Genomic DNA, 22,837 nt, shown 5'->3' on the forward strand with positions numbered 1-22,837 from the left:
CATGCGACCCAATATCGGCACCACCGACCGCGCCCTGCGCCTGGCCCTGGGCGTCATCCTGATCGCGCTGGCCTTGCTGGCCGGCCTGGACGGCGCGCTGCGCGTGGCGGCACTGGTCGCGGGCATCGTGATGGCTGGGACCGCCGCCATCCGGTTCTGCCCCCTCTACACGCTGTTCGGTCTGCGCACCTGCCGCCGCTGAGGACCTGTCATGACCCCATACCCCGTGAACATGGATATCCGCCCCGAGGTCACCGGCTTTTTCGACCCGGCCACCAACACGATCAGCTATGTCGTCCAGGACCCGGCCTCGGACGCCTGCGCGGTGGTCGATTCCGTGATGGACATCGACTATGCCGCCGGGCGCATCACCTATGACCATGCCGACGCGATCATCGCCTTCATCCGGGATCGCGGGCTGCGGCTGGACTGGATCATCGAGACCCATGTCCATGCCGACCACCTGTCCGCCGCGCCCTATATCCAGCAGGCCCTGGGCGGCAAGATCGGCATCGGCGACAAGATCATGGTCGTGCAGGACACCTTCGGCAAGATCTTCAACGAAGGGACCGAGTTCCAGCGCGACGGCAGCCAGTTCGACGCGCTGTTCAAGGATGGCGACGTCTATCACGTGGGTACCATGCCCGTGGTGGCGATCGCCACGCCCGGCCACACGCCCGCCTGCATGGTCCATGTGATGGGCGACGCGGCCTTTGTGGGCGACACGCTGTTCATGCCCGATGGCGGATCGGCCCGTGCCGATTTCCCCGGCGGCGATGCCGGAGAGCTGTATGACAGCATCCAGAAGGTGCTGGCCCTGCCCGATGAGACGCGCCTGTTCATGTGCCACGACTACGGCCCGAACGGCCGCGACATCCAGTGGGAGACGACTGTCGCCGACGAACGCGCCCACAACATCCATGTGGGTCAGGGCGCCACGCGCGACGATTTCATCCGCTTTCGCACCGAACGCGACGCGACCCTGGCCATGCCGCGGCTGATCATCCCGTCCCTGCAGGTGAACATGCGCGCGGGCGAGATGCCCGTCGATCGCGACGGGCGCCCGATGCTGAAAGTGCCGGTCAACGGCCTCTAATTTGTCGAAAGGGAGGATGGGATGGAGCCGAAATACCTGACGCGGGCGCTGGCCGTCGCGCCGCAGATCACCGCCGCCGACCTGCCCCAGATCCGGGCCATGGGCTTTCGCGCGATCATCGTGAACCGCCCCGACGGAGAGGGTCCCGACCAGCCCGGCCATGCCGAGATCGAGGCCGCCGCCCGCGCCGAGGGGCTGGCGCTGCGCCATGTGCCCGTCACCGGCGGCATGATCGGGGATGAGGACGTGGCGGCCTTTGACGCCGCCTTGCGGGAACTGCCGGGGCCGGTTCTGGCCTATTGCCGGTCCGGCATGCGCTCCGCCACGCTTTGGGCACTGTCGCAGGCGGGCCAGCACCCGCTGCCGCAGATCCTGCAGGCGGCGCGGGCGGCGGGGTACGATCTGTCGGGCGTGGCGCGGCGGATCGCCAATGGGGGGCGCGTGCCGACCGCCGGGGCGGATGTCAGCCATGACGTGGTGATCGTGGGGGCGGGGGCCGCGGGCATCTCGGTCGCGGCCAGCCTGCTGGCGCGCAAGCCCGGGCTGGACATCGCCATCATCGACCCGGCCGAGGCGCATTACTATCAGCCTAGCTGGACGCTGGTGGGCGCGGGCGTTTTTCAGCCGCAGGATACCGCGCGCACCACCGCATCCCTGATCCCCAAGGGGGTGTCCTGGATCAAAGCCGCCGTCGCGGGTTTTGATCCCGCCGCCAATGCGGTGATCCTGGAGGGGTGCCGCGTCATCGGCTATCGCCGGCTGGTCGTCTGTCCGGGGCTGAAGCTGGACTGGGACGGCGTCGAGGGCCTGTCGGAAACCCTGGGCTTGAACGGGGTCACGTCAAATTACCGCTATGATCTGGCGCCCTATACCTGGCGGCTGGTGCAGTCGATGCGCGGCGGGCGGGCGGTCTTTACCCAGCCCCCCATGCCCATCAAATGCGCGGGCGCGCCGCAGAAGGCCGTGTATCTGTCGGGCGACGCCTGGCACCGGGCGGGCGTCCTCAAGGACATCGACATCCAGTTCATGAATGCTGGCGGCGTGCTGTTCGGGGTCAAGGATTACATCCCCGCGCTGATGGAATACGTGCGCAAATACGACGCGACGCTGAATTTCCACCACAATCTGACCCGCATCGACGGTCCGGCCCGCAAGGCCTGGTTCACTGTCACCGAACCCGACCAGTCGGCGCGCGAGGTTCAGGTCGATTTCGACATGATCCACGTCACGCCGCCCCAGAGCGCGCCGGATTTCATCCGCGTGTCTCCGCTGGCGGATGCGGCGGGCTGGATCGATGTGGACCCGGCCACCCTGCGCCACAAGGCGCATGAGAACATCTGGTCGCTTGGCGACGTGATGAACGCGCCCAATGCCAAGACCGCCGCCGCCGCGCGGGTCCAGGCGCCGGTGGTGGCCGACAACATCGCCGCCGATATCGACGGGCGCCTGGCCGTGTCGCAATATGACGGCTATGGCTCGTGCCCGCTGACGGTGGAGCGGGGCAAGATCGTCCTGGCCGAGTTCGGCTATGGCGGCAAGCTGCTGCCCAGCTTTCCGCGCGCGCTGCTGGACGGCACCAAGCCCACGCGCCGCGCCTGGTGGCTCAAGGAGCGCATCCTGCCGCCGGTCTATTGGCGGGGCATGCTGCGCGGGCGGGAATGGCTGGCCAAGCCCGACCCCATCGCGGCAGAGTAGAACACCTCCTTTGAACGGACCCCTGAATTGAAGACCCTGCGCGACTATTTCCCGATCCTGACCTGGGGCCGTCACTACGACCGCCAGACCCTGTCCGACGACCTGCTGGCCGCGGTGATCGTGACGATCATGCTGATCCCGCAATCGCTGGCCTATGCGCTGCTGGCGGGGCTGCCGCCGCAGGCGGGGCTTTACGCCTCGATCGCGCCGATCATCCTTTATGCGGTGTTCGGGACCAGCCGGGCGCTGGCGGTCGGGCCGGTCGCGGTCGTGTCGCTGATGACCGCCGCCGCCATCGGGGCCATCGCCGAACAGGGCAGCATGGGTTACGGCGTCGCGGCGCTGACGCTGGCATTTCTGTCGGGCGCGATCCTGGTGCTGATGGGCGTGCTGAGGCTGGGTTTCCTGGCCAATTTCCTGTCCCATCCGGTCATCGCGGGGTTCATCACCGCATCGGGCATCCTGATCGCGGTCAGCCAGACCAGCCATATCCTGGGCGTCAGCGCGGGCGGCCATACCCTGCCCGAGATGGTGATGGCCCTGATCGGCGCGCTGCCGCAGACAAACCCGGTCACGCTGATCATCGGGGTGGCGGCCACGGGGTTCCTGTTCTGGGTGCGGCGGGGGCTGAAGCCGCTGTTGCGCCGCGCGGGGCTGGGGCCGCGGGCCGCCGATATCGTGACCAAGGCAGGGCCGGTGCTGGCGGTCGTGGCCAGCACGCTGGCGGTCAGCCTGCTGGACCTGCAGGCGCAGGGCGTGCACGTCGTGGGCGTGGTGCCGCAGGGCCTGCCGCCGCTGACCCTGCCGTCGCTGTCGCCGGACCTGATCGGCCTGCTGCTGGTTCCGGCGCTGCTGATCTCGGTCATCGGGTTCGTAGAATCCGTCTCGGTCGCGCAGACGCTGGCGGCGCGGCGCCGCCAACGCATCGACCCGGATCAGGAGCTGATCGGCCTGGGCGCCGCCAATCTGGGTGCGGCCTTTACCGGGGGGATGCCCGTCACCGGCGGTTTTGCCCGGTCGGTGGTGAATTTCGATGCGGGCGCGGCGACCGCGGCGGCGGGCGCCTTCACCGCCATCGGACTGGCCATCGCCGCGCTGGCGCTGACGCCGCTGATCCACGATCTGCCCATCGCCACGCTGGCCGCGACGATCATCGTGGCGGTGCTGTCGCTGGTCGATCTGGGGATCCTGCGCCGGGCCTGGGCCTATTCGCGCACCGATTTCCTGGCCGTGGCCGCGACGATCCTGCTGACCCTGACCCTGGGGGTCGAGGTGGGCGTGTCGGCGGGCGTGCTGCTGTCGGTGGCGCTGCACCTGTACAAATCGTCGCGCCCGCATGTGGCCGAGGTGGGGCTGGTCCCCGGCACCCAGCATTTCCGCAACATCCTGCGCCACGAGGTCCAGACCGACGACGCCGTCCTGACGCTGCGGATCGACGAAAGCCTGTATTTCGCCAATGCCCGGTTCCTGGAGGATCACGTGGCCGACCGGGTGACGCCCGACTGTTCGCTGCGCCATGTCGTGCTGATGTGTTCGGCCGTGAACGAGATCGACCTCAGCGCGCTGGAGAGCCTGGAGGCGATCGCCCATCGCCTGCACACCATGGGCATCACCCTGCACCTGTCCGAGGTCAAGGGCCCGGTGATGGACCGTCTGAAATCGACCGATTTCCTGGCCCATCTGACCGGCCGGGTGTTCCTGTCGCAATACGAGGCCTGGGAGGCGCTGCGGGGGCAGGGGGTCATCGTGCGACAGCCCCCGCCCCCCGCCCCGGTCAGATGATGCGGACCTGGGTGCCGATCGGGCTCATGGCGAACAGCTCCTCGATCTTTTCGTTGTAGAGACCGATGCAGCCGTCCGACGACAGCCGCCCGATCTTGCGCGTGTCATGCGTGCCGTGGATCAGATAGGCGGGCCAGGACAGATACATCGCATGCGTGCCAAGCGGGTTGTCCGGTCCCGGTCCCATGGGGCGGTAATGGGGGAACCGCTCCATCATCGAGGCGGTGGGGGTCCAGCTGGGCCCCTCGACCTTGCGCACGATCTCGGTGCGGCCGCGCTTGGTCAGCTCTTCCGACAGGGGGACCGAGGTCGGATAGATCCGGTGCGTCTGCCCGTCGCCCGACCAGAAATGCAGCGCGCGCGACCGGGTGTCGCAGACGATCACCCCTTGGCCCAGGCTGTCGAAATGGTCCTGCCAGCGCTGCATGGTAAAGCCGCTGGCATTGCGGTCGGGGCTTGCCTGCGCGCGGGCCAGCGCCGGGGCGACCAGCCCCGTCGCAATCATCAGGCCAAGCGTGCGGCGTCGGGTCAATGCTGTCATCTGTTGTTCCTTGTCATGGTTGGTTTGGTTTTCCTGGCGCGACCTTGGCCGCGCCGGTTCAGGCCGCGTGGCGGGCGGCTGCGATGGCCCCGCGCAGGGCGGTGCGGTCCAGCGCGCCCGCATGGATCGTGCGCCCGACGATGAAGGCCGGCGTGCCCTGCAGCCCCAGCCCCGCCGCATGCTGCGCGTTGCGCCCGATCAGCCCGTCCCACCGCGCCCGGTCGCGCCCATAGGCGGCCAGCATCGCCTGGGGGTCGAACCCTGCCGCACTGAGCGTGCGGCGCAGGTCGTCCTCGGACAGGCGGGCGGGGGTGGCCATCAGCGCGCCCTGCGCATCCGCATAGCGGTCCGCGCCCAGCACCATCTGCGCCGCCAGGACCGAGGTTGCACCCAGGATCGGCCAGTCCTTCATGATCAGTCGCACGTTTCCATCCGCCGCGATCTCGGCCATCAGGTCGTCATGGCCGCGCTTGCAGAAGGGGCACTGATAATCAAAGAACTCGGCCACGGTGACGTCGCCCTGCGGGTTGCCCAGCACCGGCTGATCTGGGTCGAACAGCACCTCCTGCGTATCCGCATCCAAGGCCGAGGTGCCAAGGAACCGGGACAGGCCGACCGCGCCCAGTGCCGCGACCCCAAGGCCCGCGCCTCCGGCCAGGACGGCGCGTCGGGTGGCGGTCATGGCGTGCCTCCGGTGATGTCTGTGGTGTCATATGCGGCGGCGGTGGCGACGGGGGCGGCTGTGGTGCCGGGCGGCGTGGTGCCCATGCCCGTCTGCGCCTGGCTGAGGACGACGACCTTGGCCATGCTGCGGGTGTTCTCCGCCAGATGGATGATGTCCTGGTTGAACAGCCGGATGCAGCCCGCCGACGAGGCCGTGCCGATCGACTGCGGGTCGGGCGTGCCATGGATGCGATAGAACGTGTCGCCCCCCGAATTGTGGATATACAGCGCGCGCGCGCCCATCGGGTTTTCCAGCCCGCCCTCGATGCCGTCGGCCGAGGGTCCGTAATGGTCGGGGTTCTCGGCCAGCATATTGTCGGTGGGGGTCCAGCGTGGCCAGTCGCGCTGATAGGGGGTGTGCGCCTCTCCGGCAAAGCCGTATCCGGCGGCGCCGACCCCCACGGAATAGCGCATGGCGGTATCGTCGGCCTGCACATGGTACAGCCGCTTGGCATAGGGGTCGACGATGATCGTGCCGACCGGATGGTCGGTCCAGTAGGGGACGATCTGGCGGGCCTTGTCCTCGGTCAGCAGCGAGGGCGGGATGGCGGGCGCGGTCAGGTCGCCGTCGGGCTGGGCCGCATACATCGCCGCCGTGCTGGGGCTGACGGGGGTGGCCGCGGGCACTGCAGGGGCAGGGTCCGGTGCGGTCGCAGGTTCGCAGGCGGCCAGCGCCAGCAGGTCGGTCCCGGCCAGCAGGGACTTGAGGGTTCGGGTCATCATGGCTCCTTCGCCGTCTCGATCAGGGTGCGCAGGGCGGCGCGCGACATCTCTCCGGTATGGGCACGTATCAGGGCGCCCTCCGCGTCGAACACCAGCGTGGTGGGCAGGCCGACCGCGTTCAGGCGGCCCATCAGGTGGCTGCCGGGGTCGCGCAGCATGCCCTGCGCGGGCAGGGCCTGGGCGGCCAGAAAGGCGGTGATGCGGGCGGCATCCTCGCCCTGGTTGGCAAAGAGGAAATCGACCTCGGGCATCTGGGCGGCCAGGTCGGTCATCATCGGCATCTCGCGCCGGCAGGGCGGGCACCAGGTGGCCCAGAGGTTAAGCACCATCACCCGGTCGCGCCCCGCCAGCTGCACCGGGGTGCCGTCTATTGCCATCAGCGTCATCACCGGCAGGTCCATCACCGGGCGCGGCATCAGCCACAGCGCCGCCCGATGCGCGCCGCCGGTCAGCACGGCGGCGATCAGCAGCGGGTGCAGCACCGCCCGGCGGCCCCGCAGCGCCGCCACCAGCAGCACCGCGCCGCCCCCGATCCAGCCCGCCAGCGGCGCAAAGCCGCCCTGCCAGACCGCCAGCGCGTCCAGCGGCCTTGCCGCGAAATCGCCCGGGTGGGCGGCGACGAACCCGATCCGCGCGCCGATGATCCAACCCAGCACGGCCCACATCGCCCAGCTTTCCGCGCCCTTGGGGCCGCGGCGGGTCAACAGCCCCGCGATCACGGTGAACAGGATGATCGCCAGCACGGCGGCCAGCCGACCGGTCTCGAAGACGACCGGTCCCAGGGCGATGGCGTTCATGGCGCCACCTGCCGGACCGAGGCCAGCAGCCTATCGGCGCTGATGTCGCCGATCAGGCGGCTGCCCTGCGGCTCGGACCGGGCGGCATCGACAAAGATCAACGTGGGCGGGCCGGCGGCGGCCAGATCGGCCATGATGGCCTGCGCCTCGGTGCCGAAATCGGTGACATCGACCTTGATGCGGACCATGTCCTGCATCGCGGCCACGACCTGCGGGTCGGCCATCGGGCCGCGTTCTATCGCGCGGCAGATCACGCACCAATCGGCGGTGACATAGATCAGCGCCGGGCCGGGGGCCTGCAACGCCTGCGCCAGCCCGGCCTGCGTGGTCACGGTCTGATAGGTCAGATCATCGGACGGTGCCTGCGCCACCAGGGGCGCCAGCGGGCGTGTCGGATCATCGCCGCCCAGGGCTGCGCCCAGGCCCTGCACCAGCCCCGCAAAGATCAGCAGCACGCCCGCCGCCGCCGTCATCCGCGCGCCCCGTCCGGCGTCGGGCGACAGCCGGTCCAGCGCCCCGAGCGCCACCCCGCAGCCGGTCAGCAGCGCCGCCCACAGCGCCAGCACGACAGGTCCGGGCAGGATGCGCCCCGCCAGCCAGAGGGCCAGTCCCAGAAAGACCACGCCAAAGGCCAGTCTGACCCGCTCCATCCATGCACCGCGCCGGGGCAGGATCGCGGGGCCAAAGGCGCCGACCGCCAGCAGCGGCACCCCCTGTCCCAGCCCCAACGCGAACAGCGCCGCAGCCCCCAGCATCACGTCGCCGGTCTGCGCGGTATAGATCAGCGCCCCGGCCAGCGGGGCGGTCACGCAGGGCCCCACGATCAGCGCCGACCCAAAGCCAAGCGCCGCCGCCCCGCCCAGAGAGCGCGCGCCGCCGCCCTGGCGCGCGGCAATCCGCGCCTGCCAGGCGGCGGGCATCTGCATCTGGAACAGCCCGAACATCGACAGCGCCAGCACGACGAAGATCGCGGCGATCACCCCGATCGCGACGGGCGATTGCAGCGCCGCCTGCAGGTTCGCGCCCGACCATGCGGCCACCACGCCCAGCAGGCCGAACGCCCCGGCCATCGCCATGACATAGGCCGCGGTCAGCCCCAGCCCCCGCCCCGCGGTCAGCCCCGCCCCCTGCCGGGTCAGCATGCCCGCGACGATGGGCACCATCGGCAGCACGCAGGGCGTCAGCGACAGCAGCAGGCCAAAGCCGAAGAACCCGGCAATGACCAGCACCGCGCCGCCGCGCCCCGCCAGCCCCGCGACGATGCCCTGATCCGGCGCCAGGGTCAGCCCGGAGGAGGCGTCGGTCGCGGGCGCGGCGCCGACCGACGACGACTGCAAGGTGCCCGCATTACCGCCAGACAGGGCGCTCCAGCCCGGAAAGGCGCTGTCGCGGGCGGGTTCGGCGATGACCCGGCCATCCGCGTCCAACATCACCTGCTGGGGCGCATAGCAGATGCCGTCCTGCTGACAGCCCTGCCAATGCAGGGTCACCGGGCCCTGGGGCGCGGGGATGACGGTGGCCAGGGCGGTGCGATAGATCTGATCCTCGCCCATCCAGGGGTCGTCATAGACCTCGCCCGCGGGCAGGGTCAGGGGGATCGGCCCGGCCTCTCCCTCGGCCCGGATCTGGCTGCGATAGAGGTAATAGCCCGGCTGCACGTCCCACGCGACCGCCAGATCGCCCCGGGCGTCAGGCGTCACCGTCAGCGCAAAGGCCAGCGCGGGGTCCAGCGGCGCGGCCCGCGCCGTGACGGCGGCGGGCAGGATCATCAGCGCGGTCAGCACCGCCATAAGAATTCGTGTCATCATGGCGCTGCTACTGGAAAGCCCAGCTTAAGTCAGCCTTAAGGTGGATGCACGAAACCGTCAGCGCGACATCGTGAAAGGACCGCCATGCGTTTGCTGATCGTCGAGGATGACCCGGTCCTGTCGGACGGGCTGCGCGTGGGGCTGGGCCTGTCGGGCTTCACCGCCGATGCGGTGGGCACGCTGGCCGATGCCCGCGCGGCGCTGCGCGACAACGATTTCGCGGGGGTCGTGCTGGACGTCATGCTGCCCGATGGGCTGGGCACGACCCTGCTGGCCGAGATGCGGGCCGCGGGCCAGACCCTGCCCGTGCTGCTGCTGACCGCCCGCGACCGGGTGCGCGACCGGGTCGAGGGGCTGGACGCGGGCGCGGACGATCACTTGGGCAAGCCATTCGATCTGGACGAGCTGGCCGCCCGGCTGCGCGCCATGCTGCGCCGCCATCAGGGCCGGGCGCGCCCGCTGCTGCACTGGAACGGCATCGATCTGGACCCCGCCGCCCTGACCGCCACCCGCGACGGCGCGGCCCTGCGCCTGTCGCGGCGCGAATTCGCCATCCTGCATGCGCTGATCGACCAGCCGGGGCGCATCCTGTCGCGCGCCCAGTTGGAGGAGCGTCTGTATGGCTGGCAGGAGGATGTCGAAAGCAACACGGTCGAGGTCCATGTCCACCACCTGCGCGCCAAGCTGGGCCGTGACGTGATCCAGACGGTGCGCGGCGTGGGATACCGCGTGGCGGGGGCGGGGTGATGTCGATCCGCCTGCGCCTGATCGTCGTGCTGACCCTGGTGACGGGGGTGCTGTGGATGTCGGCGGTGCTGTGGATCGCCGGATCGACGCGCGCGCAGGTCGAACGCGTGCTGGACGCGCGGCTGGCGGAATCGGCCAATATGGTCAGCTCGCTGATCTCGGACCGGCGGATCGCGGTCGAGGCCGAGGGTCCGGCCCGGGTGCCCATGCCCGCCACGGCCGATCTGTCGCGCCAGCTGTCCTGCCAGATCTGGTCGCTGCGCGGCGACCTGATCGGCGCATCCCAGGGCGCCCCCGATGCGCGCATGGCCCTGACCGAGGGGTTTTCGACCACCGTCATCGACGGCGTGCCCTGGCGAGTCTATGCGGTGCGCAACCAGCAGCTGGGGGTGCGGGTGATAGTGGGCGACCGGGTCGACATGCGCGACGGGCTGGTCGCGGGGGTGGTCTCGCGGCTGCTGTGGCCCGCGGCGGTGCTGTTCCCGCTGTTGGCGGGGTTGATTTGGCTGTCGGTGGGGCGGGGCCTGGCGCCGCTGGCGCAGCTGGAGGCCGCGTTGCGCGCGCGGCGTCCCGACGATCTGCGCCCCCTGCCGGATGCCCGCGACCCGCGCGAGATCCGCCCCGTGCGCCGCGCGCTGAACCGTCTGTTCCAGCAACTGGACCAGATCCGGCGGACGGAGCGCGACTTTACCGCCTTTGCCGCGCATGAGCTGAAGACCCCGCTGGCCGGCCTGCGCATCCAGGCGCAGGTGGCGCGCCGGGCCGCCGACGCGGCCACCCGCGACCGCGCGCTGGACGCCATCGCCGTGTCGGTCGATCGCAGCGACCGGATGGTGCGCCAGCTGCTGGAGCTGGCCGCGATCGACCACGAATCCGCCCCGTCAGGCCCGCTGGACCCCGCCGCCCTGATCGCCGAGATCGTGCAGGACGCCCAGGCCCAGGCCAGCGCCGCGCAGGTGCGGCTGGTGGTCCGCGCAGAGCCGCTGGACCCGATTCACGCGCCCCGCGTCCTGATGCACAGCGCGCTGCGCAACCTGGTCGAGAACGCGATCCAGCATTCCCCGCCCGGAGGGCAGGTCACCGTCATGGCCAGTCGTGGGGCGTCGGGGCTGTGCCTGGCGGTGACCGATCAGGGGCCGGGCATCGCGCCGGAGGACCGCCACCGGGTGACGCGCCGCTTTTGGCGGGGGCGGGCGGCAACGGGGCAGGGCAGCGGCCTGGGGCTGGCCATCGTCGCGGCGGCGGTCGCGCATCTGGGCGCCCGGCTGGATCTGGACGCGCCCGATGGCGGGCAGACGGTGCGGATCACCCTGCCGGACCCTGCGCGGCGGTCCTAGACCCGCTACCAGCGCAGCAGGCGTTGCCCGGCCAGGGCACCGATGCCGGTGCCGATCAGGATCGCCAGCCCGTACCAGGTGGTGAAGAACAGCGGCGAATCCTCGGTGCAGTGCAGGGCATAGCCCGCCGCCGTCCCGGCCGCGGCCGCCATGCCGATCAGTGCCCCGGTCCGCGCCGGGCGCAGCGAGGCACCGCGCCGCAGCACGATCAGCCCGGCCAGCGTGGCCGGGGCCGACAGCGCGGTGATGGACAGAAGGCAGGCCGCCGCGCTGTGGCCCAGCAGTTCGGGCAGGATCTGGCCCGACGGCACCTGCACGCCGCGCGCCAGAAACAGCGCCAGCGCCGCCGCCGCGGGCAGGATCAGCAGGCCGGGCCGCACCACCCGCCCCGGCCTGGCCGATCGCAGCGCCAGCACCAGCGCCGGCACCGCCAGCGCCAGGGGCAGCAGCGACTTGGCCAGGATGGCCGGGTCCGCCAGCGCCTGCCCCAGATTGGCGCGCAGGCCGATCAGCCACAGGAACACCCCAAGGCTGATCGTCAGGGCCGCCACGACCGGTCCCGCCAGGCCCCGGGCGGTCAGGGGCGGCGGCGGCGGGCTGGCCGCCAGGCTGCGGATCAGCGCTTCGGTGGAGGGGCGGTGGGTCATTTCATCCTCTCGGCCAGCTCGGCCAGACGTTTCATTGCGCGATGCAGCACGACGCGGGCCGTGCCGGGTGTCACGCCGATACGCGCGGCGGCATCCTCGGTGCTCTGGCCCTCCAGCCGGACGGCGCGGACCAGCGCGGCCGAACGCGCGTCGATCATGCCCAGCATACGGTCGGCATCGCGCGCGGCCAGAGGGGCAGGGCCGGGATCGGCGGCCAGCATCTCTGCCACATCATCCAGCGGCAGATGCAGGCGCCGCCCCCGCCTGCGGAACGCATCGACGACCTTGTGGCGCGCCACCGCATACAGCCAGAACCGCACCGGCCCCGTGCCGTCCCAGGTGCCGCGCTTCAGGTGAATGGCCAGCAGAACCTCCTGCAGGATGTCCTCGTGCAGATCGGGGGGCAGGCCGCGGCCCCGCACGCGGATCAGCCCGCGCAGCCGCGGCGTGACCTGGGTCAGGAACTGCAGAAAGGCCGCGCCGTCCCCCTGGTTGGCGCGGTGCATCAGATCATCCCAGATGCGGTCCTGATCCAGCGCCCCCTCCGTCCGTGATCGCATCACATTAGCCTGCTGGGCCGGGCCAGGGCAATGCCAGGCAAGGGTCTGCGCATCGGGCGTCATCGTGCCCGCGCCTCCAGCCGCAGCATGTGATCCAGCGCCCATCGGCCCGGCCCGTGCACCGCCACCGCCAGCAGCGTGGCCGCCCACAGCCCATGCGTGACCCAGGCCCCCGGATAGACGAAGATCTGGATCACCGCCGTCATCGCCACCAGTCCCATCGCCGTCAGCCGCGTCATCAGCCCCAGCACCAGCAGCACGGGCAGCAGATGTTCCGCCACCGTCGCCATCACCGCCGCCCAATCGGACGGGATCAGCGGCAGCGCGTATTCATGTTCGAACAGGAACCAGGTGGAATCCCGGATGGTCAGCCCGTCGACCTTGGTGCGGCCCGACTGCCAGAAGACGGCAGCCGGGAACAGCCGCAGCATCAGCGCCACGGGGTCGGACGGGATGCGCGCGGGCAGGGCGTTCAGGCGGGCGATCATGGTGCGTGCACTCCGATGATGGCGCCCTGACGCGTCAGCGCGACCAGACGCGGGGTGGGGTCGTGGCCGGGCGGGACGGCGCGGGCCAGGGGGGCGCCCTGCTGCAACGCCTCGATCAGGGCGGCGTCGGCGGGGGGGATCGCCTCGACCGGCACGTCAAAGGCGGGGTCGCGCAGGATCAGTGCGATCTGGGCGCCCTGCGGCAGGGGGGCGGGGGCCGCGCCGGGCTGGTTCATGGCCCAGATTGCCACCGCCGGATGATCCAGCCGCAGCACCGTGACCGAGGGGTGCAGGATCAGCCGCAGGCGGTCCGGATCGGCGCCCGCCAGCGCGGCGGGCGGCAGGGGCGCCGCGTCGGGGGCATGAAAGGCGCGCCCCCGCGCCTGTTCGATGCGCGCGACATCGGCCATGTAGGGCCAGCCCGCCAGCGGCGGGAACCCGGCCAGAAAGGCTGCGAAACCCGCGCCCCATTCGGCCAGCACGGGGCTGCGCGGCGGGTCCACGGCCAGATAGGCCCGCGCCAGCGCGGCGAAGAAGGCCGGTCCCACCAGCCGCGCGATCACCGGGAACCGGGCGGCCAGCGCCTGCCCCAGGCTGACCGCGACGTTGTTGCGATAGACCGCCATGCGCCGCGCCGCGTCGGGCTGATCGGCGATCAGACCCGGCGGCAGGGGCGCGCCCCGCAGGGCTGCGTGAAAGGCCGATTGGGTCGCGTCACGCATGGGTATGCGCCCCGGTCAGGATGCGGTCGGCGCGCGCGGCCTCGGCCGCGAGGACCGGCCAGTCGGGCAGGTCGTTGTCCCATTCCACCAGCGTGGGGCAGGGGCCGATGCGGGCGATCACCTCGGCATAGAGGGACCAGACCGGGTCGGCCACCGCCGCGCCATGGCTGTCGATCAGCAGCGGCCCGCCCGGCAGATCCTCGGCGGCGTGGCCGCCCAGATGGATCTCGGCCACGGCCTGCATCGGGAAATCGGCCAGATAGGCGCGCGGATCGGCGCGGTGATTGGTGCAGGAGACAAAGACGTTGTTCACGTCCAGCAGCAGCCCGCAACCGGTGCGCGCGGCGATGCGGGCCAGAAACTCGGTCTCGGGCAGGGTGGAGGCCGCGAACAGCAGATAGGTCGAGGGGTTCTCCAGCAGCATTTGGCGGCCCAGGGCCTCCTGCACGCGGTCGATATGGTCGCAGACGCGGTCCAGAGTGGCGGGCGTATAGGGCAGCGGCAGCAGGTCGTTGAGGTATTCGGCGCCATGGCTGGACCAGGCCAGGTGTTCGGAAAAGCTCTCGGGCTGATAGCGGTCGCACAGCGCCCGGAGGCGGGCCAGATGCGCACCGTCCAGCGGGCCCTCTCCGCCGATCGACAGGCCCACCCCGTGGACCGAGATCGCGTGATCGGCCCGCAGAGCCGTCAGCTGCGCATGGGGCAGGCCGCCCGCGCCCATATAGTTCTCGGCATGGACCTCGAAAAAGGCGGGCGGGTTCGGATCGCGGCGGATGGCGGCGAAATGCTGGGGCTTGAACCCCAAACCGGCGCGGGCGGGCAGGCGGGTCATGGCATCCTCCGGGGGATGGGGATGGGCGCGACCAGGGCCGCGCCCGTTCGGGACGTGGCGATGGCGTCAGGCGGGCAGGTCGCGCGACAGCGGCTCCAGCGCGGCTTCGCGGGCGGTGCCGTCGGCGGCTGCCGGCAGTTCGGTCGACAGGCAGGTGCCGGTCGGCACCAGCGTCCAGGCGTTGCCCTGATAGTCCACGGTCGAGGTGCCCGCGCAGGTCGTGCCGGGGCCGGCGGCGCAGTCGTTCTGCCCGGCCATCGCGACGCCATAGCATTTCTCCATCTCCTGCGCCTGCGCGGAGGTGGCGGCCATGGCACCCAGGGCGCAGGCCAGAGAGGCCCCGAAGGCCAGGCGGGACGTGAATGCGGTCATGATGTGATCTCCCTGTCGGGGAAGGCCCAATGCCTTCCTGTCTGCCGGATCGCGGCAGGACGGGGATGCGTTACGGCGGGCCCGCGATTTTTTCCGCAGGCCCGGTTTTTTCCGCCAATCCGGCCCGGGCGGTCAGATCGCGCGATACAACGCCAGATCGGGGGCCATCGCCTGACGCAGCGCGGCCTCGGCCGGGTCGGCCAGATGCACGTCGACGCTGGGGGGGACGTTGATGCGCGGCAGTTCGATCGCGCAATCCAGGCGGCCCTCCAGGAAATCGACGAAGCTGTCGATCTGTTCATAGCGGAAGATGCGGTCGACCTGCGCCGCGCCGTTGGTCAGAAACGCGTGCTGGCTGCCGATGCCCAGATCGCGTGGGCCGCCATCCCCGGCATAGCGCGCCGCGAAATCGGCAAAGCTGACGCCGTGCATCGCGTGGTGCGGGTCGTCCTCATCGTCGCGCAGCTTGAACCGGTACCAGCTGCGCAGCCAGTCCACCGGTTCGCGCATCAGGGCCACCGTGGTAAAGTCGTGGCCGGTCTGCGCGGCCAGCCACGGACCCACAAAGCGGCGATAGGTGCCGATATCGGTATGCTTGAGCGCGCCGGGCCGCTGCAGCGCGGCCGAGGCCAGCGATTCCAGGGCCATCTCGATCGCCGTGGACCCGGCTTTGGGCGTCGCCAGAAAGACCAGCCGCTGTTCCCAGAATATCAGCATGACGGTTGCCCGATCCTTGTTGTCGCTGCCCGGGGGGCTGGATAGCGGCCCGACCAGGGCCTGTAAACGCTTTGTTAACCCCTGGCGGGCGATGCTGAGCGTGGCGAATCGTCTATTAACCACAACGTCCTTGAAAACTGGCCAGCGATGGCGCATCTAGTGGTGAACAAGACAAGAACATCCGGTCGGTCGAATGGATTGCCCCGCCCGGAGGGCTGTGAAATAACGTGGGGATCACATGGCACAGGCGAGCATCTTCGACATGACGGACAAACGCGCAGCGGATAAGCAAAAGGCGCTGGACAGCGCCCTGGCCCAGATCGAACGGCAGTTCGGCAAGGGCTCGATCATGAAGCTGGGCAAGGACAATCCCGTGGCCGAGATCGAGTCGACCTCGACCGGTTCTCTGGGTCTGGACATCGCGTTGGGGATCGGCGGCCTGCCGAAAGGTCGCATCATCGAGATCTTCGGGCCGGAAAGCTCGGGCAAGACCACGCTGACCCTGCATGTCGTGGCCGAGGAGCAGAAAAAGGGCGGCGTTTGCGCCTTTGTCGACGCGGAACACGCGCTGGACCCCTTGTACGCGCGCAAGCTGGGCGTGAACCTGGACGAGCTGCTGATCAGCCAGCCCGACACAGGCGAGCAGGCGCTGGAGATCGTCGACACGCTGGTGCGGTCGGGCGCAGTCAGCCTGGTCGTCATCGACTCGGTCGCGGCGCTGACGCCCAAATCCGAGATTGAGGGCGATATGGGCGACATGCAGATGGGCAGCCAGGCCCGCCTGATGAGCCAGGCGATGCGCAAGCTGACCGCCAGCATCGGTCGGTCGAACTGCATGGTGATCTTCATCAACCAGATCCGCATGAAGATCGGCGTCATGTTCGGTAACCCGGAAACCACCACGGGCGGCAACGCGCTGAAATTCTATGCCTCGGTCCGCCTGGACATCCGCCGCACCGGCGCCGTCAAGGACCGCGACGAGGTCGTGGGCAACGCGACCCGCGTCAAGGTGGTCAAGAACAAGGTCGCGCCGCCCTTCCGCCAGGTTGAGTTTGACATCATGTATGGCGAGGGTATCAGCAAGGTCGGAGAGCTGATCGACCTTGGCGTCAAGGCCGGCGTGGTCGAGAAATCGGGCGCCTGGTATTCCTACGGCGATGAGCGCATCGGCCAGGGCCGCGAGAACGCCAAGCAGTTCCTGCGCGACCGCCCCGAGGTGGCCTTTGCCATCGAGGACAAGATCCGCGCCAGCCACGGCCTGGAATTCGGCGTGGCCGAAGGCTCGGAAACCCCCGAGGACGATTCCCTGACGGAATGAGGTCTGCGGCGTCACGCTGACCGAACGGCGCGGGAGCGATCCCGCGCCGTTTTTCGTGGCGATGCGGGCTGTCGCGTGCAGGGGGTTGCTGGACAGGGCTGCGGGCGGGGGATAGACCAAGACCCAAGCCCGGCTTGGCCGGAAACACCCCTGCGATGAAGGCCCGCCATGCCCAGTCTGAATGACATCCGCTCGACTTTCCTTGGTTATTTCGAGAAGAACGGCCACCGCGTCGTGGACAGCAGCCCGCTGGTGCCGCGCAACGACCCCACGCTGATGTTCGCCAATTCCGGCATGGTGCAGTTCAAGAACCTGTTCACCGGGGTCGAGACGCGGGACTATAACCGCGCCACAACCGCGCAGAAATGCGTGCGCGCGGGCGGCAAGCACAACGATCTGGACAATGTCGGCTATACCGCGCGGCACCATACGTTCTTTGAGATGCTGGGGAATTTCAGCTTTGGTGATTATTTCAAGGACCAAGCGATCGCGCATGCCTGGGAGCTGCTGACCAAGGAATTCGGCATTCCCAAGGACCGGCTTCTGGTCACCGTCTATCACACCGATGACGAGGCGGCCGAGATCTGGAAGAAGGTCGCGGGCCTGTCCGACGACCGCATCATCCGCATCCCCACGGCGGACAATTTCTGGCAGATGGGGCCGACCGGCCCCTGCGGCCCCTGCACCGAGATCTTCTTCGATCACGGCGACAAGATCTGGGGCGGCCCTCCGGGTTCGGCCGATGAGGATGGCGACCGCTTCATCGAGATCTGGAACCTGGTCTTCATGCAGAACGAGCAGTTCGAGGACGGGTCCATGCGTGCGCTGGACATGCAGTCCATCGACACCGGCATGGGGTTGGAGCGGATCGGCGCGCTGTTGCAGGGCAAGCACGACAATTATGACACCGACCTGATGCGGTCGCTGATCGAGGCGTCGGCGCAGGCGACCAGCGCGGACCCGGACGGGCCGGGCAAGGTGCATCACCGGGTGATCGCGGATCACCTGCGCTCGACCAGCTTCCTGATCGCGGACGGGGTGATGCCCAGCAATGAGGGGCGCGGCTATGTGCTGCGCCGGATCATGCGCCGCGCGATGCGTCATGCGCATATGCTGGGCGCCCAGGATCCGGTGATGCACAAGCTGGTCCCGGCGCTGGTGCGCCAGATGGGCGCGGCCTACCCCGAGCTGACCCGCGCGCAGGCGATGATCGAGGAGACGCTGCGCTCCGAGGAGACGCGGTTCCGCCAGACGCTGGACCGGGGTCTGAAGCTGCTGGACGACGAACTGGCGCGCCTGCCCGACGGGGCGGATCTGCCCGGCGAGGCGGCGTTCAAGCTGTATGACACCTTCGGCTTTCCGCTGGACCTGACGCAGGACGCGCTGCGCGAAAAGGGTCGCGCGGTACAGATCGAGGGCTTTGACGCCGCCATGGCCGAGCAGAAGCGCATGGCCCGCGCCGCCTGGTCGGGCTCTGGCGAGGCCGCCGATGCGACCATCTGGTTCGAGCTGGCGGAGAAGCACGGCGTAACCGAATTCCTGGGCTATGACACCGAGGAGGCCGAGGGCCAGATCACCGCGCTGGTGATCGACGGCACGGATACCGCCGAGGCGGGCGAGGGCATGAGTGTCGCCATTGTGGTGAACCAGTCGCCCTTCTATGCCGAAAGCGGCGGTCAGGTCGGCGATCAGGGCGTGATCCGGACCGAGACCGGCGCGGCGCGTGTCACGGACACCAAGAAGGTCGCGGGCGTCTTCATCCATCAGGCGCACGTCACGATGGGCACGATCAGCCGCGGGCAGGGCGCGCAGCTGGTGGTGGATCATGACCGCCGCGGCGCGATCCGCGCGAACCATTCGGCGACGCACCTGCTGCATGAGGCGCTGCGCGGCGCCCTGGGCGATCACGTCGCACAGCGGGGCAGCCTGAACGCGCCCGACCGGCTGCGGTTCGATTTCAGCCATAACAGCGCGGTCAGCGCGGATGAGATGGGGCGGATCGAGGCCGAGGTGAACGCCTATATCCGCCAGAACAGCCCGGTCGACACGCGAATCATGACGCCCGACGATGCGCGGGCCCTGGGGGCGCAGGCGCTGTTCGGCGAGAAATACGGCGACGAGGTGCGTGTCGTGTCGATGGGCGCGCAGCCGGGCAGCGGCAAGGGCGCGGATGGCGCGACCTATTCGCTGGAGCTGTGCGGCGGCACGCATGTGGCGCGGACCGGCGATATCGGGGCCTTCGTGCTGCTGGGCGATGCGGCCTCCAGCGCGGGCGTGCGGCGGATCGAGGCGCTGACCGGACAGGCGGCGCTGGATCACCTGCGCGACGCTGACAGCCGGTTGGGCGAGATCGCGGGCATCCTCAAGGCGCAATCCGCCGAGGTGGTGAACCGCGTCCGCGCCCTGGCCGATGAGCGCAAGGCGCTGGCCAACGAGGTCGCGCAGCTGAAGCGTCAGCTGGCGATGGGCGGCGGTGACGAGGCGGAGGAGATCGCGGGCGTCAAGTTCATCGCCCGCAAGGTCGAGGGCGTGGGCGGCAAAGAGCTGGGCGCGCTGGTCGACGAGATGAAGGCCGGTTTGGGCAGCGGCGCGGTGCTGGTCCTGGCAGAGGATGGCGGCAAGGCCACGGTCGCGGCGGGCGTCACGCCTGATCTGACCGGGCGGATCAGCGCGGTGGCGCTGGTCCAGTCAGCTGTTGCCGCACTGGGCGGCAAGGGCGGTGGCGGCCGCCCCGACCGGGCGCAAGGCGGGGCGCCCTCGCTTGCGGCCGCGGAAACGGCGTTCCAGGACGCCCGCAAGATCATCGAGGACAGCAAATGACAGCGCTTTGGATTGCCCATGTGACCGTGACCGACCCTGACGCCTATGGCCTCTATGCCAAGGCGGCGGGGCCGGCGATTGCCGCGCATGGCGGTGTGTTCCTGGCCCGTGCCGGCCGCTATCACGTGCTGGAGGGTGCGGATCGCGCCCGCCATGTGGTCGCGCGGTTCCCCAGCCTTGATGCGGCGGTTGCCTGTTATCACAGCAGTGAGTACCAGGCGGCGCTGGCACATGCCAAAGGCGCCAGCGAACGCGACCTCGTGATCGTGGAAGAGACGCCGCCCCCGTCGGAATAGGTGAATCCTTCAGACTTTCGTGCTAGTCCTGTCACAAAAGAGACGTGAAAGGGGCAGGGCATGTGTCGTTGGGCCGCCTATCTGGGCGCACCGATCTTTCTGGAGGACATCGTCAGCCGGCCGGCGCATTCGCTGATCCGGCAGAGCCAGGGGGCGACCCGCTGCCAGACGCCGGTGAATGCCGACGGGTTCGGCATCGCCTGGTATGGCGAGCGGCCCGAGCCGGGGCTGTATCGCGATGTCATGCCCGCCTGGTCCGACCCGAACCTGCGCAGCCTGGTGGGGCAGGTGCGGTCGGGGCTGTTCATGGCGCATGTGCGGGCCTCGACCGGCACGGCGACCAGTCGCAACAACTGCCACCCCTTTGCCGTGGGCCGCTGGAGCTTCATGCATAACGGCCAGTTCGGCGGCTATGACGGGTTCCGCCGTCATGCGGATGTGCTGATCCCGGATGAGTATTACCCGCATCGCAAGGGCGCGACTGACAGCGAGGCGCTGTTCCTGATCGCACTGGGGCAGGGGCTGGACCGCGACCCCCAGGGCGCGATGGAGCGGGCGTTGGGCCAGCTGGGCGCGCTGGCCCGTCAGCGCGGTTCGGCGCCGCATGTGCGGGCGGCCTGCGCGCTGTCGGACGGGCAGCGGCTCTTTGCGCTGCGCTATAGCAGCGACGATCAGGCGCCGTCGCTGTATCACCGCTGGTCCGAAAGCCGTCAGGGCTGGGCTGTGGTGTCCGAGCCCCTGGAGACGGATGAGACCGACTGGACCGAGGTGCCGCCCGGCAGCTTCTGCACCTTTGAGCAGGACCGGGTCGAGATCACCCGCTTTTGCCCCGAGCCGCTGAGCGCGGCCGCCTGATCAGGGGCGTTCGGTCATCGCGTCGGGGGCCTCGGCCTCGGGCTGGGGCAGGCGCTTGACCTCGGGGTCTATGACCTGTGGGCGGCGGAACACCAGCACGTTGTGATAGATCGTCGTGCGCCCGGTCAGGCCGCTGCGTTCCTCGCTGGGCAGAACGTCGGCGCGCAGGTATTCCCAACCCTCGGCCGCCATGAGGTTCAGCGCCGCCGTCAGCGACAGAGCATAGCGATCGGTGGGGGTGCGCGCCTCACGGGCTTTCTCAGCCTTGGTGGGCGCGGCGATCACGGAATATTCAAAGCGCATGCTGCGGTCCTGTCAAAGGGGTCACAGCCCCAGTTTCTGCGCCACGAGGTCATTGACCGCCGCCGGGTTGGCCTTGCCGCCGGTGGCCTTCAGCACCTGTCCCACGAACCAGCCGGCCAGCTTGGGGTTGGCCTTGGCCTTCTCCACCTGGGCGGGGTTGTCGGCGATGATCTGATCGACCGCGGCCTCGATCGCGCCCAGGTCGGTCACCTGCTTCATGCCGCGCTGGTCCACGATCTGGGCGGGATCGCCGCCTTCGGTCCACAGGATCTCGAACAGGTCCTTGGCGATCTTGCCGGAAATCGCGCCATCCGCGATCAGGTCGATCACGCCGCCCAGCTGTGCGGCCGAGACCGGAGAGGTCGCGACCGACAGCCCCTCCTTGTTCAACCGGCCGAACAGCTCGTTGATGACCCAGTTCGCGGCCATCTTGCCGTCACGGCCACTGGCCACCGCCTCGAAATAGTCGGCATTCTCGACCTCGGCGGTCAGCACGCCCGCGTCATATTCCGACAGACCCATGTCGCGCACGAAGCGGGCCTTCTTCTCATCGGGCAGCTCGGGCATGGAGGCCGCGATGTCGTCCACCCAGGCCTGCTCGATCTCCAGCGGCAGCAGGTCGGGGTCGGGGAAATAGCGATAATCATGCGCCTCCTCCTTGGAGCGCATCGACCGCGTCTCTCCCTTGTCGGGATCGTAGAGACGGGTCTCCTGCACGATGCTGCCGCCATCCTCCAGAATGGCGATCTGGCGCCGCGCCTCATAGTCGATGGCCGCCTGGATGAAGCGCATCGAATTCATGTTCTTGATCTCGCAGCGCGTGCCCAGATGACCGAAATCGCCGGTCTCCTGGAAGCGTTCGTAATCGCCGGGCTTGCAGACCGACACGTTCACGTCGGCGCGCAGGTTGCCGTTCTGCATGTTGCCGTCGCAGGTGCCCAGATAGCGCAAAATCTGGCGCAGCTTGACGACATAGGCAGCGGCCTCTTCGGGGCCGCGGATGTCGGGGCGGCTGACGATCTCCATCAGGGCGACGCCGGTACGGTTCAGATCGACGAAGCTCATCGCCGGGTCCATGTCATGGATCGACTTGCCCGCGTCCTGTTCCAGGTGGATGCGCTCGACCCGGACGCGGCGGGCGATGCCGGGGGCCATGTCGACGATGATCTCTCCCTCGCCCACGATGGGGTGGTAAAGCTGACTGATCTGATAGCCCTGCGGCAGGTCGGGATAGAAATAGTTCTTGCGGTCGAAGGCGCTGCGCAGGTTGATCGCGGCCTTGAGGCCCAGCCCGGTGCGCACGGCCTGGGCCACGCAGAATTCGTTGATGACCGGCAGCATGCCGGGCATCGCCGCATCGACAAAGGCCACGTTGCTGTTGGGTTCCGACCCGAAACGGGTCGAGGCGCCCGAGAACAGCTTGGCGTTCGAGGCGACCTGGGCGTGGACCTCCAGCCCGATCACCAGCTCCCAATCGCCTTTCGCCCCGTGAATCACCTTGGGCTGCGGGGCGGTATAGGTCAGGTCAAGCATGGCGGGCCTCGTCTGGCGGAACGGTCTGGCGGCGGTTTTAGGGCAAGGGCGGGGCATTGTCACGGCCTGCCGACAGGCTGCACGCGAATCAGGCGATTGCCGCTGCAAGAGTTAATTCCGCGTGA

At 69.3% G+C, this 22,837-nt stretch carries 24 protein-coding genes; 10 read left to right on the top strand and 14 right to left on the bottom strand.

The features are described from left to right. Position 1 precedes the first annotated feature (1 nt). The 4 genes from ABS73_RS09560 to ABS73_RS09575 are packed head-to-tail and all read left to right on the top strand — an operon-like array spanning position 2 to position 4,573. A complete protein-coding gene (locus tag ABS73_RS09560; protein ID WP_136855072.1) occupies positions 2-202 on the top strand; it encodes a YgaP family membrane protein in 201 nt (66 codons plus the stop codon). Between the two features lie 9 nt (positions 203-211). Continuing rightward, on the top strand, positions 212-1,096 hold the full coding sequence (locus ABS73_RS09565; protein ID WP_277024712.1) for an MBL fold metallo-hydrolase: 885 nt from the start codon (positions 212-214) through the stop codon (positions 1,094-1,096). Positions 1,097-1,117: 21 nt separating this feature from the next. Then, positions 1,118-2,791, top strand: coding sequence for a bifunctional protein tyrosine phosphatase family protein/NAD(P)/FAD-dependent oxidoreductase (locus ABS73_RS09570; RefSeq protein WP_277024714.1), 1,674 nt, complete (start codon positions 1,118-1,120; stop codon positions 2,789-2,791). A 27-nt stretch (positions 2,792-2,818) separates the two neighbouring features. Continuing rightward, complete coding sequence (locus ABS73_RS09575; RefSeq protein WP_277024717.1) at positions 2,819-4,573, top strand: SulP family inorganic anion transporter; 1,755 nt, start codon at positions 2,819-2,821, stop codon at positions 4,571-4,573. Here the strand turns inward: ABS73_RS09575 and ABS73_RS09580 are convergent. Genes ABS73_RS09580 through dsbD form a run of 5 tightly spaced genes read right to left on the bottom strand, consistent with a single transcriptional unit; the run spans position 4,566 to position 9,162 of the window. Further along, positions 4,566-5,114, bottom strand: coding sequence for a L,D-transpeptidase (locus ABS73_RS09580; RefSeq protein WP_277024719.1), 549 nt, complete (start codon positions 5,112-5,114; stop codon positions 4,566-4,568). The two genes, ABS73_RS09575 and ABS73_RS09580, sit on opposite strands and share 8 nt — an antisense overlap. Positions 5,115-5,172: 58 nt before the next feature. Further along, positions 5,173-5,796 (bottom strand): DsbA family protein, encoded by a 624-nt coding sequence (locus tag ABS73_RS09585; protein WP_277024720.1) that lies wholly within the window; start codon positions 5,794-5,796, stop codon positions 5,173-5,175. Beyond that, positions 5,793-6,557, bottom strand: a complete 765-nt coding sequence (locus ABS73_RS09590; protein WP_277024722.1) for a L,D-transpeptidase — start codon at positions 6,555-6,557, stop codon at positions 5,793-5,795. The genes ABS73_RS09585 and ABS73_RS09590 overlap by 4 nt, the downstream gene beginning before the upstream one ends. Further along, complete coding sequence (locus ABS73_RS09595; RefSeq protein ID WP_277024724.1) at positions 6,557-7,357, bottom strand: TlpA family protein disulfide reductase; 801 nt, start codon at positions 7,355-7,357, stop codon at positions 6,557-6,559. The genes ABS73_RS09590 and ABS73_RS09595 overlap by 1 nt, the downstream gene beginning before the upstream one ends. Next, positions 7,354-9,162, bottom strand: a complete 1,809-nt coding sequence (gene dsbD / locus ABS73_RS09600; protein ID WP_277024726.1) for a protein-disulfide reductase DsbD — start codon at positions 9,160-9,162, stop codon at positions 7,354-7,356. The genes ABS73_RS09595 and dsbD overlap by 4 nt, the downstream gene beginning before the upstream one ends. Before the next feature lie 87 nt (positions 9,163-9,249). Between dsbD and ABS73_RS09605 the strand changes: the two genes are divergently transcribed. Both ABS73_RS09605 and ABS73_RS09610 read left to right on the top strand, forming a co-directional pair. Continuing rightward, positions 9,250-9,912, top strand: coding sequence for a winged helix-turn-helix domain-containing protein (locus tag ABS73_RS09605; RefSeq protein WP_277024728.1), 663 nt, complete (start codon positions 9,250-9,252; stop codon positions 9,910-9,912). Further along, on the top strand, positions 9,912-11,249 hold the full coding sequence (locus tag ABS73_RS09610; protein WP_277024730.1) for an ATP-binding protein: 1,338 nt from the start codon (positions 9,912-9,914) through the stop codon (positions 11,247-11,249). The genes ABS73_RS09605 and ABS73_RS09610 overlap by 1 nt, the downstream gene beginning before the upstream one ends. 5 nt (positions 11,250-11,254) lie before the next feature. Here the strand turns inward: ABS73_RS09610 and ABS73_RS09615 are convergent, their stop codons facing one another. From ABS73_RS09615 to ABS73_RS09645, 7 genes are all read right to left on the bottom strand, one after another. After that, on the bottom strand, positions 11,255-11,896 hold the full coding sequence (locus tag ABS73_RS09615) for an NrsF family protein (protein ID WP_277024732.1): 642 nt from the start codon (positions 11,894-11,896) through the stop codon (positions 11,255-11,257). Beyond that, a complete protein-coding gene (locus ABS73_RS09620) occupies positions 11,893-12,456 on the bottom strand; it encodes a sigma-70 family RNA polymerase sigma factor (RefSeq protein ID WP_277024735.1) in 564 nt (187 codons plus the stop codon). Before ABS73_RS09620 ends, ABS73_RS09615 begins: the two co-directional genes overlap by 4 nt. A gap of 59 nt (positions 12,457-12,515) precedes the next feature. Continuing rightward, positions 12,516-12,944 carry a DoxX family protein gene (locus ABS73_RS09625; protein WP_277024738.1) on the bottom strand — a complete coding sequence of 143 codons (429 nt, stop codon included), beginning with the start codon at positions 12,942-12,944 and terminating at the stop codon, positions 12,516-12,518. Further along, the gene (locus ABS73_RS09630) at positions 12,941-13,666 is read right to left on the bottom strand and encodes an HvfC/BufC N-terminal domain-containing protein (protein WP_277024740.1); all 726 of its coding nucleotides are present in this window, start codon (positions 13,664-13,666) and stop codon (positions 12,941-12,943) included. The genes ABS73_RS09625 and ABS73_RS09630 overlap by 4 nt, the downstream gene beginning before the upstream one ends. Further along, complete coding sequence (gene bufB / locus ABS73_RS09635; RefSeq protein ID WP_277024742.1) at positions 13,659-14,498, bottom strand: MNIO family bufferin maturase; 840 nt, start codon at positions 14,496-14,498, stop codon at positions 13,659-13,661. Before bufB ends, ABS73_RS09630 begins: the two co-directional genes overlap by 8 nt. Before the next feature lie 66 nt (positions 14,499-14,564). Continuing rightward, a complete protein-coding gene (locus tag ABS73_RS09640; RefSeq protein ID WP_277024744.1) occupies positions 14,565-14,870 on the bottom strand; it encodes a BufA1 family periplasmic bufferin-type metallophore in 306 nt (101 codons plus the stop codon). A 132-nt stretch (positions 14,871-15,002) separates the two neighbouring features. Continuing rightward, positions 15,003-15,587, bottom strand: coding sequence for a sulfotransferase family protein (locus ABS73_RS09645; RefSeq protein ID WP_277024746.1), 585 nt, complete (start codon positions 15,585-15,587; stop codon positions 15,003-15,005). 238 nt (positions 15,588-15,825) lie between these two features. On the opposite strand from ABS73_RS09645, the gene recA reads away from it, so the two are divergent. The 4 genes from recA (at position 15,826) to ABS73_RS09665 (ending at position 20,876) form a co-directional block, all read left to right on the top strand. After that, positions 15,826-16,905, top strand: coding sequence for a recombinase RecA (recA, locus tag ABS73_RS09650; protein WP_277024748.1), 1,080 nt, complete (start codon positions 15,826-15,828; stop codon positions 16,903-16,905). Positions 16,906-17,073: 168 nt separating this feature from the next. Further along, complete coding sequence (alaS, locus tag ABS73_RS09655) at positions 17,074-19,725, top strand: alanine--tRNA ligase (protein WP_277024750.1); 2,652 nt, start codon at positions 17,074-17,076, stop codon at positions 19,723-19,725. Beyond that, on the top strand, positions 19,722-20,021 hold the full coding sequence (locus ABS73_RS09660; RefSeq protein WP_136855087.1) for a DUF1330 domain-containing protein: 300 nt from the start codon (positions 19,722-19,724) through the stop codon (positions 20,019-20,021). The genes alaS and ABS73_RS09660 overlap by 4 nt, the downstream gene beginning before the upstream one ends. A 60-nt stretch (positions 20,022-20,081) precedes the next feature. Further along, positions 20,082-20,876 carry a class II glutamine amidotransferase gene (locus ABS73_RS09665; RefSeq protein WP_277024753.1) on the top strand — a complete coding sequence of 265 codons (795 nt, stop codon included), beginning with the start codon at positions 20,082-20,084 and terminating at the stop codon, positions 20,874-20,876. On the opposite strand, the gene ABS73_RS09670 is transcribed toward ABS73_RS09665, so the two are convergent. Both ABS73_RS09670 and gatB read right to left on the bottom strand, forming a co-directional pair. Further along, positions 20,877-21,179 (bottom strand): DUF4177 domain-containing protein, encoded by a 303-nt coding sequence (locus ABS73_RS09670; protein ID WP_277024756.1) that lies wholly within the window; start codon positions 21,177-21,179, stop codon positions 20,877-20,879. Between the two features lie 21 nt (positions 21,180-21,200). Then, complete coding sequence (gene gatB, locus ABS73_RS09675) at positions 21,201-22,712, bottom strand: Asp-tRNA(Asn)/Glu-tRNA(Gln) amidotransferase subunit GatB (RefSeq protein WP_277024758.1); 1,512 nt, start codon at positions 22,710-22,712, stop codon at positions 21,201-21,203. Positions 22,713-22,837: the final 125 nt, after the last annotated feature.

The sequence above is a fragment of the Paracoccus sp. SCN 68-21 genome (assembly GCF_001724535.1).
GTDB lineage: Bacteria > Pseudomonadota > Alphaproteobacteria > Rhodobacterales > Rhodobacteraceae > Paracoccus > Paracoccus hibiscisoli.

What these genes read in the sequence shown, in the direction of transcription:
- ABS73_RS09560 (WP_136855072.1), top strand. Translation starts at nt 2, where the DNA reads ATGCGACCCAATATCGGCACCACCGACCGCGCCCTGCGCCTGGCCCTG.
- ABS73_RS09565 (WP_277024712.1), top strand. Translation starts at nt 212, where the DNA reads ATGACCCCATACCCCGTGAACATGGATATCCGCCCCGAGGTCACCGGC.
- ABS73_RS09570 (WP_277024714.1), top strand. Translation starts at nt 1,118, where the DNA reads ATGGAGCCGAAATACCTGACGCGGGCGCTGGCCGTCGCGCCGCAGATC.
- ABS73_RS09580 (WP_277024719.1), bottom strand. Translation starts at nt 5,114, where the DNA reads ATGACAGCATTGACCCGACGCCGCACGCTTGGCCTGATGATTGCGACG.
- ABS73_RS09585 (WP_277024720.1), bottom strand. Translation starts at nt 5,796, where the DNA reads ATGACCGCCACCCGACGCGCCGTCCTGGCCGGAGGCGCGGGCCTTGGG.
- ABS73_RS09590 (WP_277024722.1), bottom strand. Translation starts at nt 6,557, where the DNA reads ATGACCCGAACCCTCAAGTCCCTGCTGGCCGGGACCGACCTGCTGGCG.
- ABS73_RS09595 (WP_277024724.1), bottom strand. Translation starts at nt 7,357, where the DNA reads ATGAACGCCATCGCCCTGGGACCGGTCGTCTTCGAGACCGGTCGGCTG.
- dsbD (WP_277024726.1), bottom strand. Translation starts at nt 9,162, where the DNA reads ATGACACGAATTCTTATGGCGGTGCTGACCGCGCTGATGATCCTGCCC.
- ABS73_RS09605 (WP_277024728.1), top strand. Translation starts at nt 9,250, where the DNA reads ATGCGTTTGCTGATCGTCGAGGATGACCCGGTCCTGTCGGACGGGCTG.
- ABS73_RS09610 (WP_277024730.1), top strand. Translation starts at nt 9,912, where the DNA reads ATGTCGATCCGCCTGCGCCTGATCGTCGTGCTGACCCTGGTGACGGGG.
- ABS73_RS09615 (WP_277024732.1), bottom strand. Translation starts at nt 11,896, where the DNA reads ATGACCCACCGCCCCTCCACCGAAGCGCTGATCCGCAGCCTGGCGGCC.
- ABS73_RS09620 (WP_277024735.1), bottom strand. Translation starts at nt 12,456, where the DNA reads ATGCGATCACGGACGGAGGGGGCGCTGGATCAGGACCGCATCTGGGAT.
- ABS73_RS09625 (WP_277024738.1), bottom strand. Translation starts at nt 12,944, where the DNA reads ATGATCGCCCGCCTGAACGCCCTGCCCGCGCGCATCCCGTCCGACCCC.
- ABS73_RS09630 (WP_277024740.1), bottom strand. Translation starts at nt 13,666, where the DNA reads ATGCGTGACGCGACCCAATCGGCCTTTCACGCAGCCCTGCGGGGCGCG.
- bufB (WP_277024742.1), bottom strand. Translation starts at nt 14,498, where the DNA reads ATGACCCGCCTGCCCGCCCGCGCCGGTTTGGGGTTCAAGCCCCAGCAT.
- ABS73_RS09640 (WP_277024744.1), bottom strand. Translation starts at nt 14,870, where the DNA reads ATGACCGCATTCACGTCCCGCCTGGCCTTCGGGGCCTCTCTGGCCTGC.
- ABS73_RS09645 (WP_277024746.1), bottom strand. Translation starts at nt 15,587, where the DNA reads ATGCTGATATTCTGGGAACAGCGGCTGGTCTTTCTGGCGACGCCCAAA.
- recA (WP_277024748.1), top strand. Translation starts at nt 15,826, where the DNA reads ATGGCACAGGCGAGCATCTTCGACATGACGGACAAACGCGCAGCGGAT.
- alaS (WP_277024750.1), top strand. Translation starts at nt 17,074, where the DNA reads ATGCCCAGTCTGAATGACATCCGCTCGACTTTCCTTGGTTATTTCGAG.
- ABS73_RS09660 (WP_136855087.1), top strand. Translation starts at nt 19,722, where the DNA reads ATGACAGCGCTTTGGATTGCCCATGTGACCGTGACCGACCCTGACGCC.
- ABS73_RS09665 (WP_277024753.1), top strand. Translation starts at nt 20,082, where the DNA reads ATGTGTCGTTGGGCCGCCTATCTGGGCGCACCGATCTTTCTGGAGGAC.
- ABS73_RS09670 (WP_277024756.1), bottom strand. Translation starts at nt 21,179, where the DNA reads ATGCGCTTTGAATATTCCGTGATCGCCGCGCCCACCAAGGCTGAGAAA.
- gatB (WP_277024758.1), bottom strand. Translation starts at nt 22,712, where the DNA reads ATGCTTGACCTGACCTATACCGCCCCGCAGCCCAAGGTGATTCACGGG.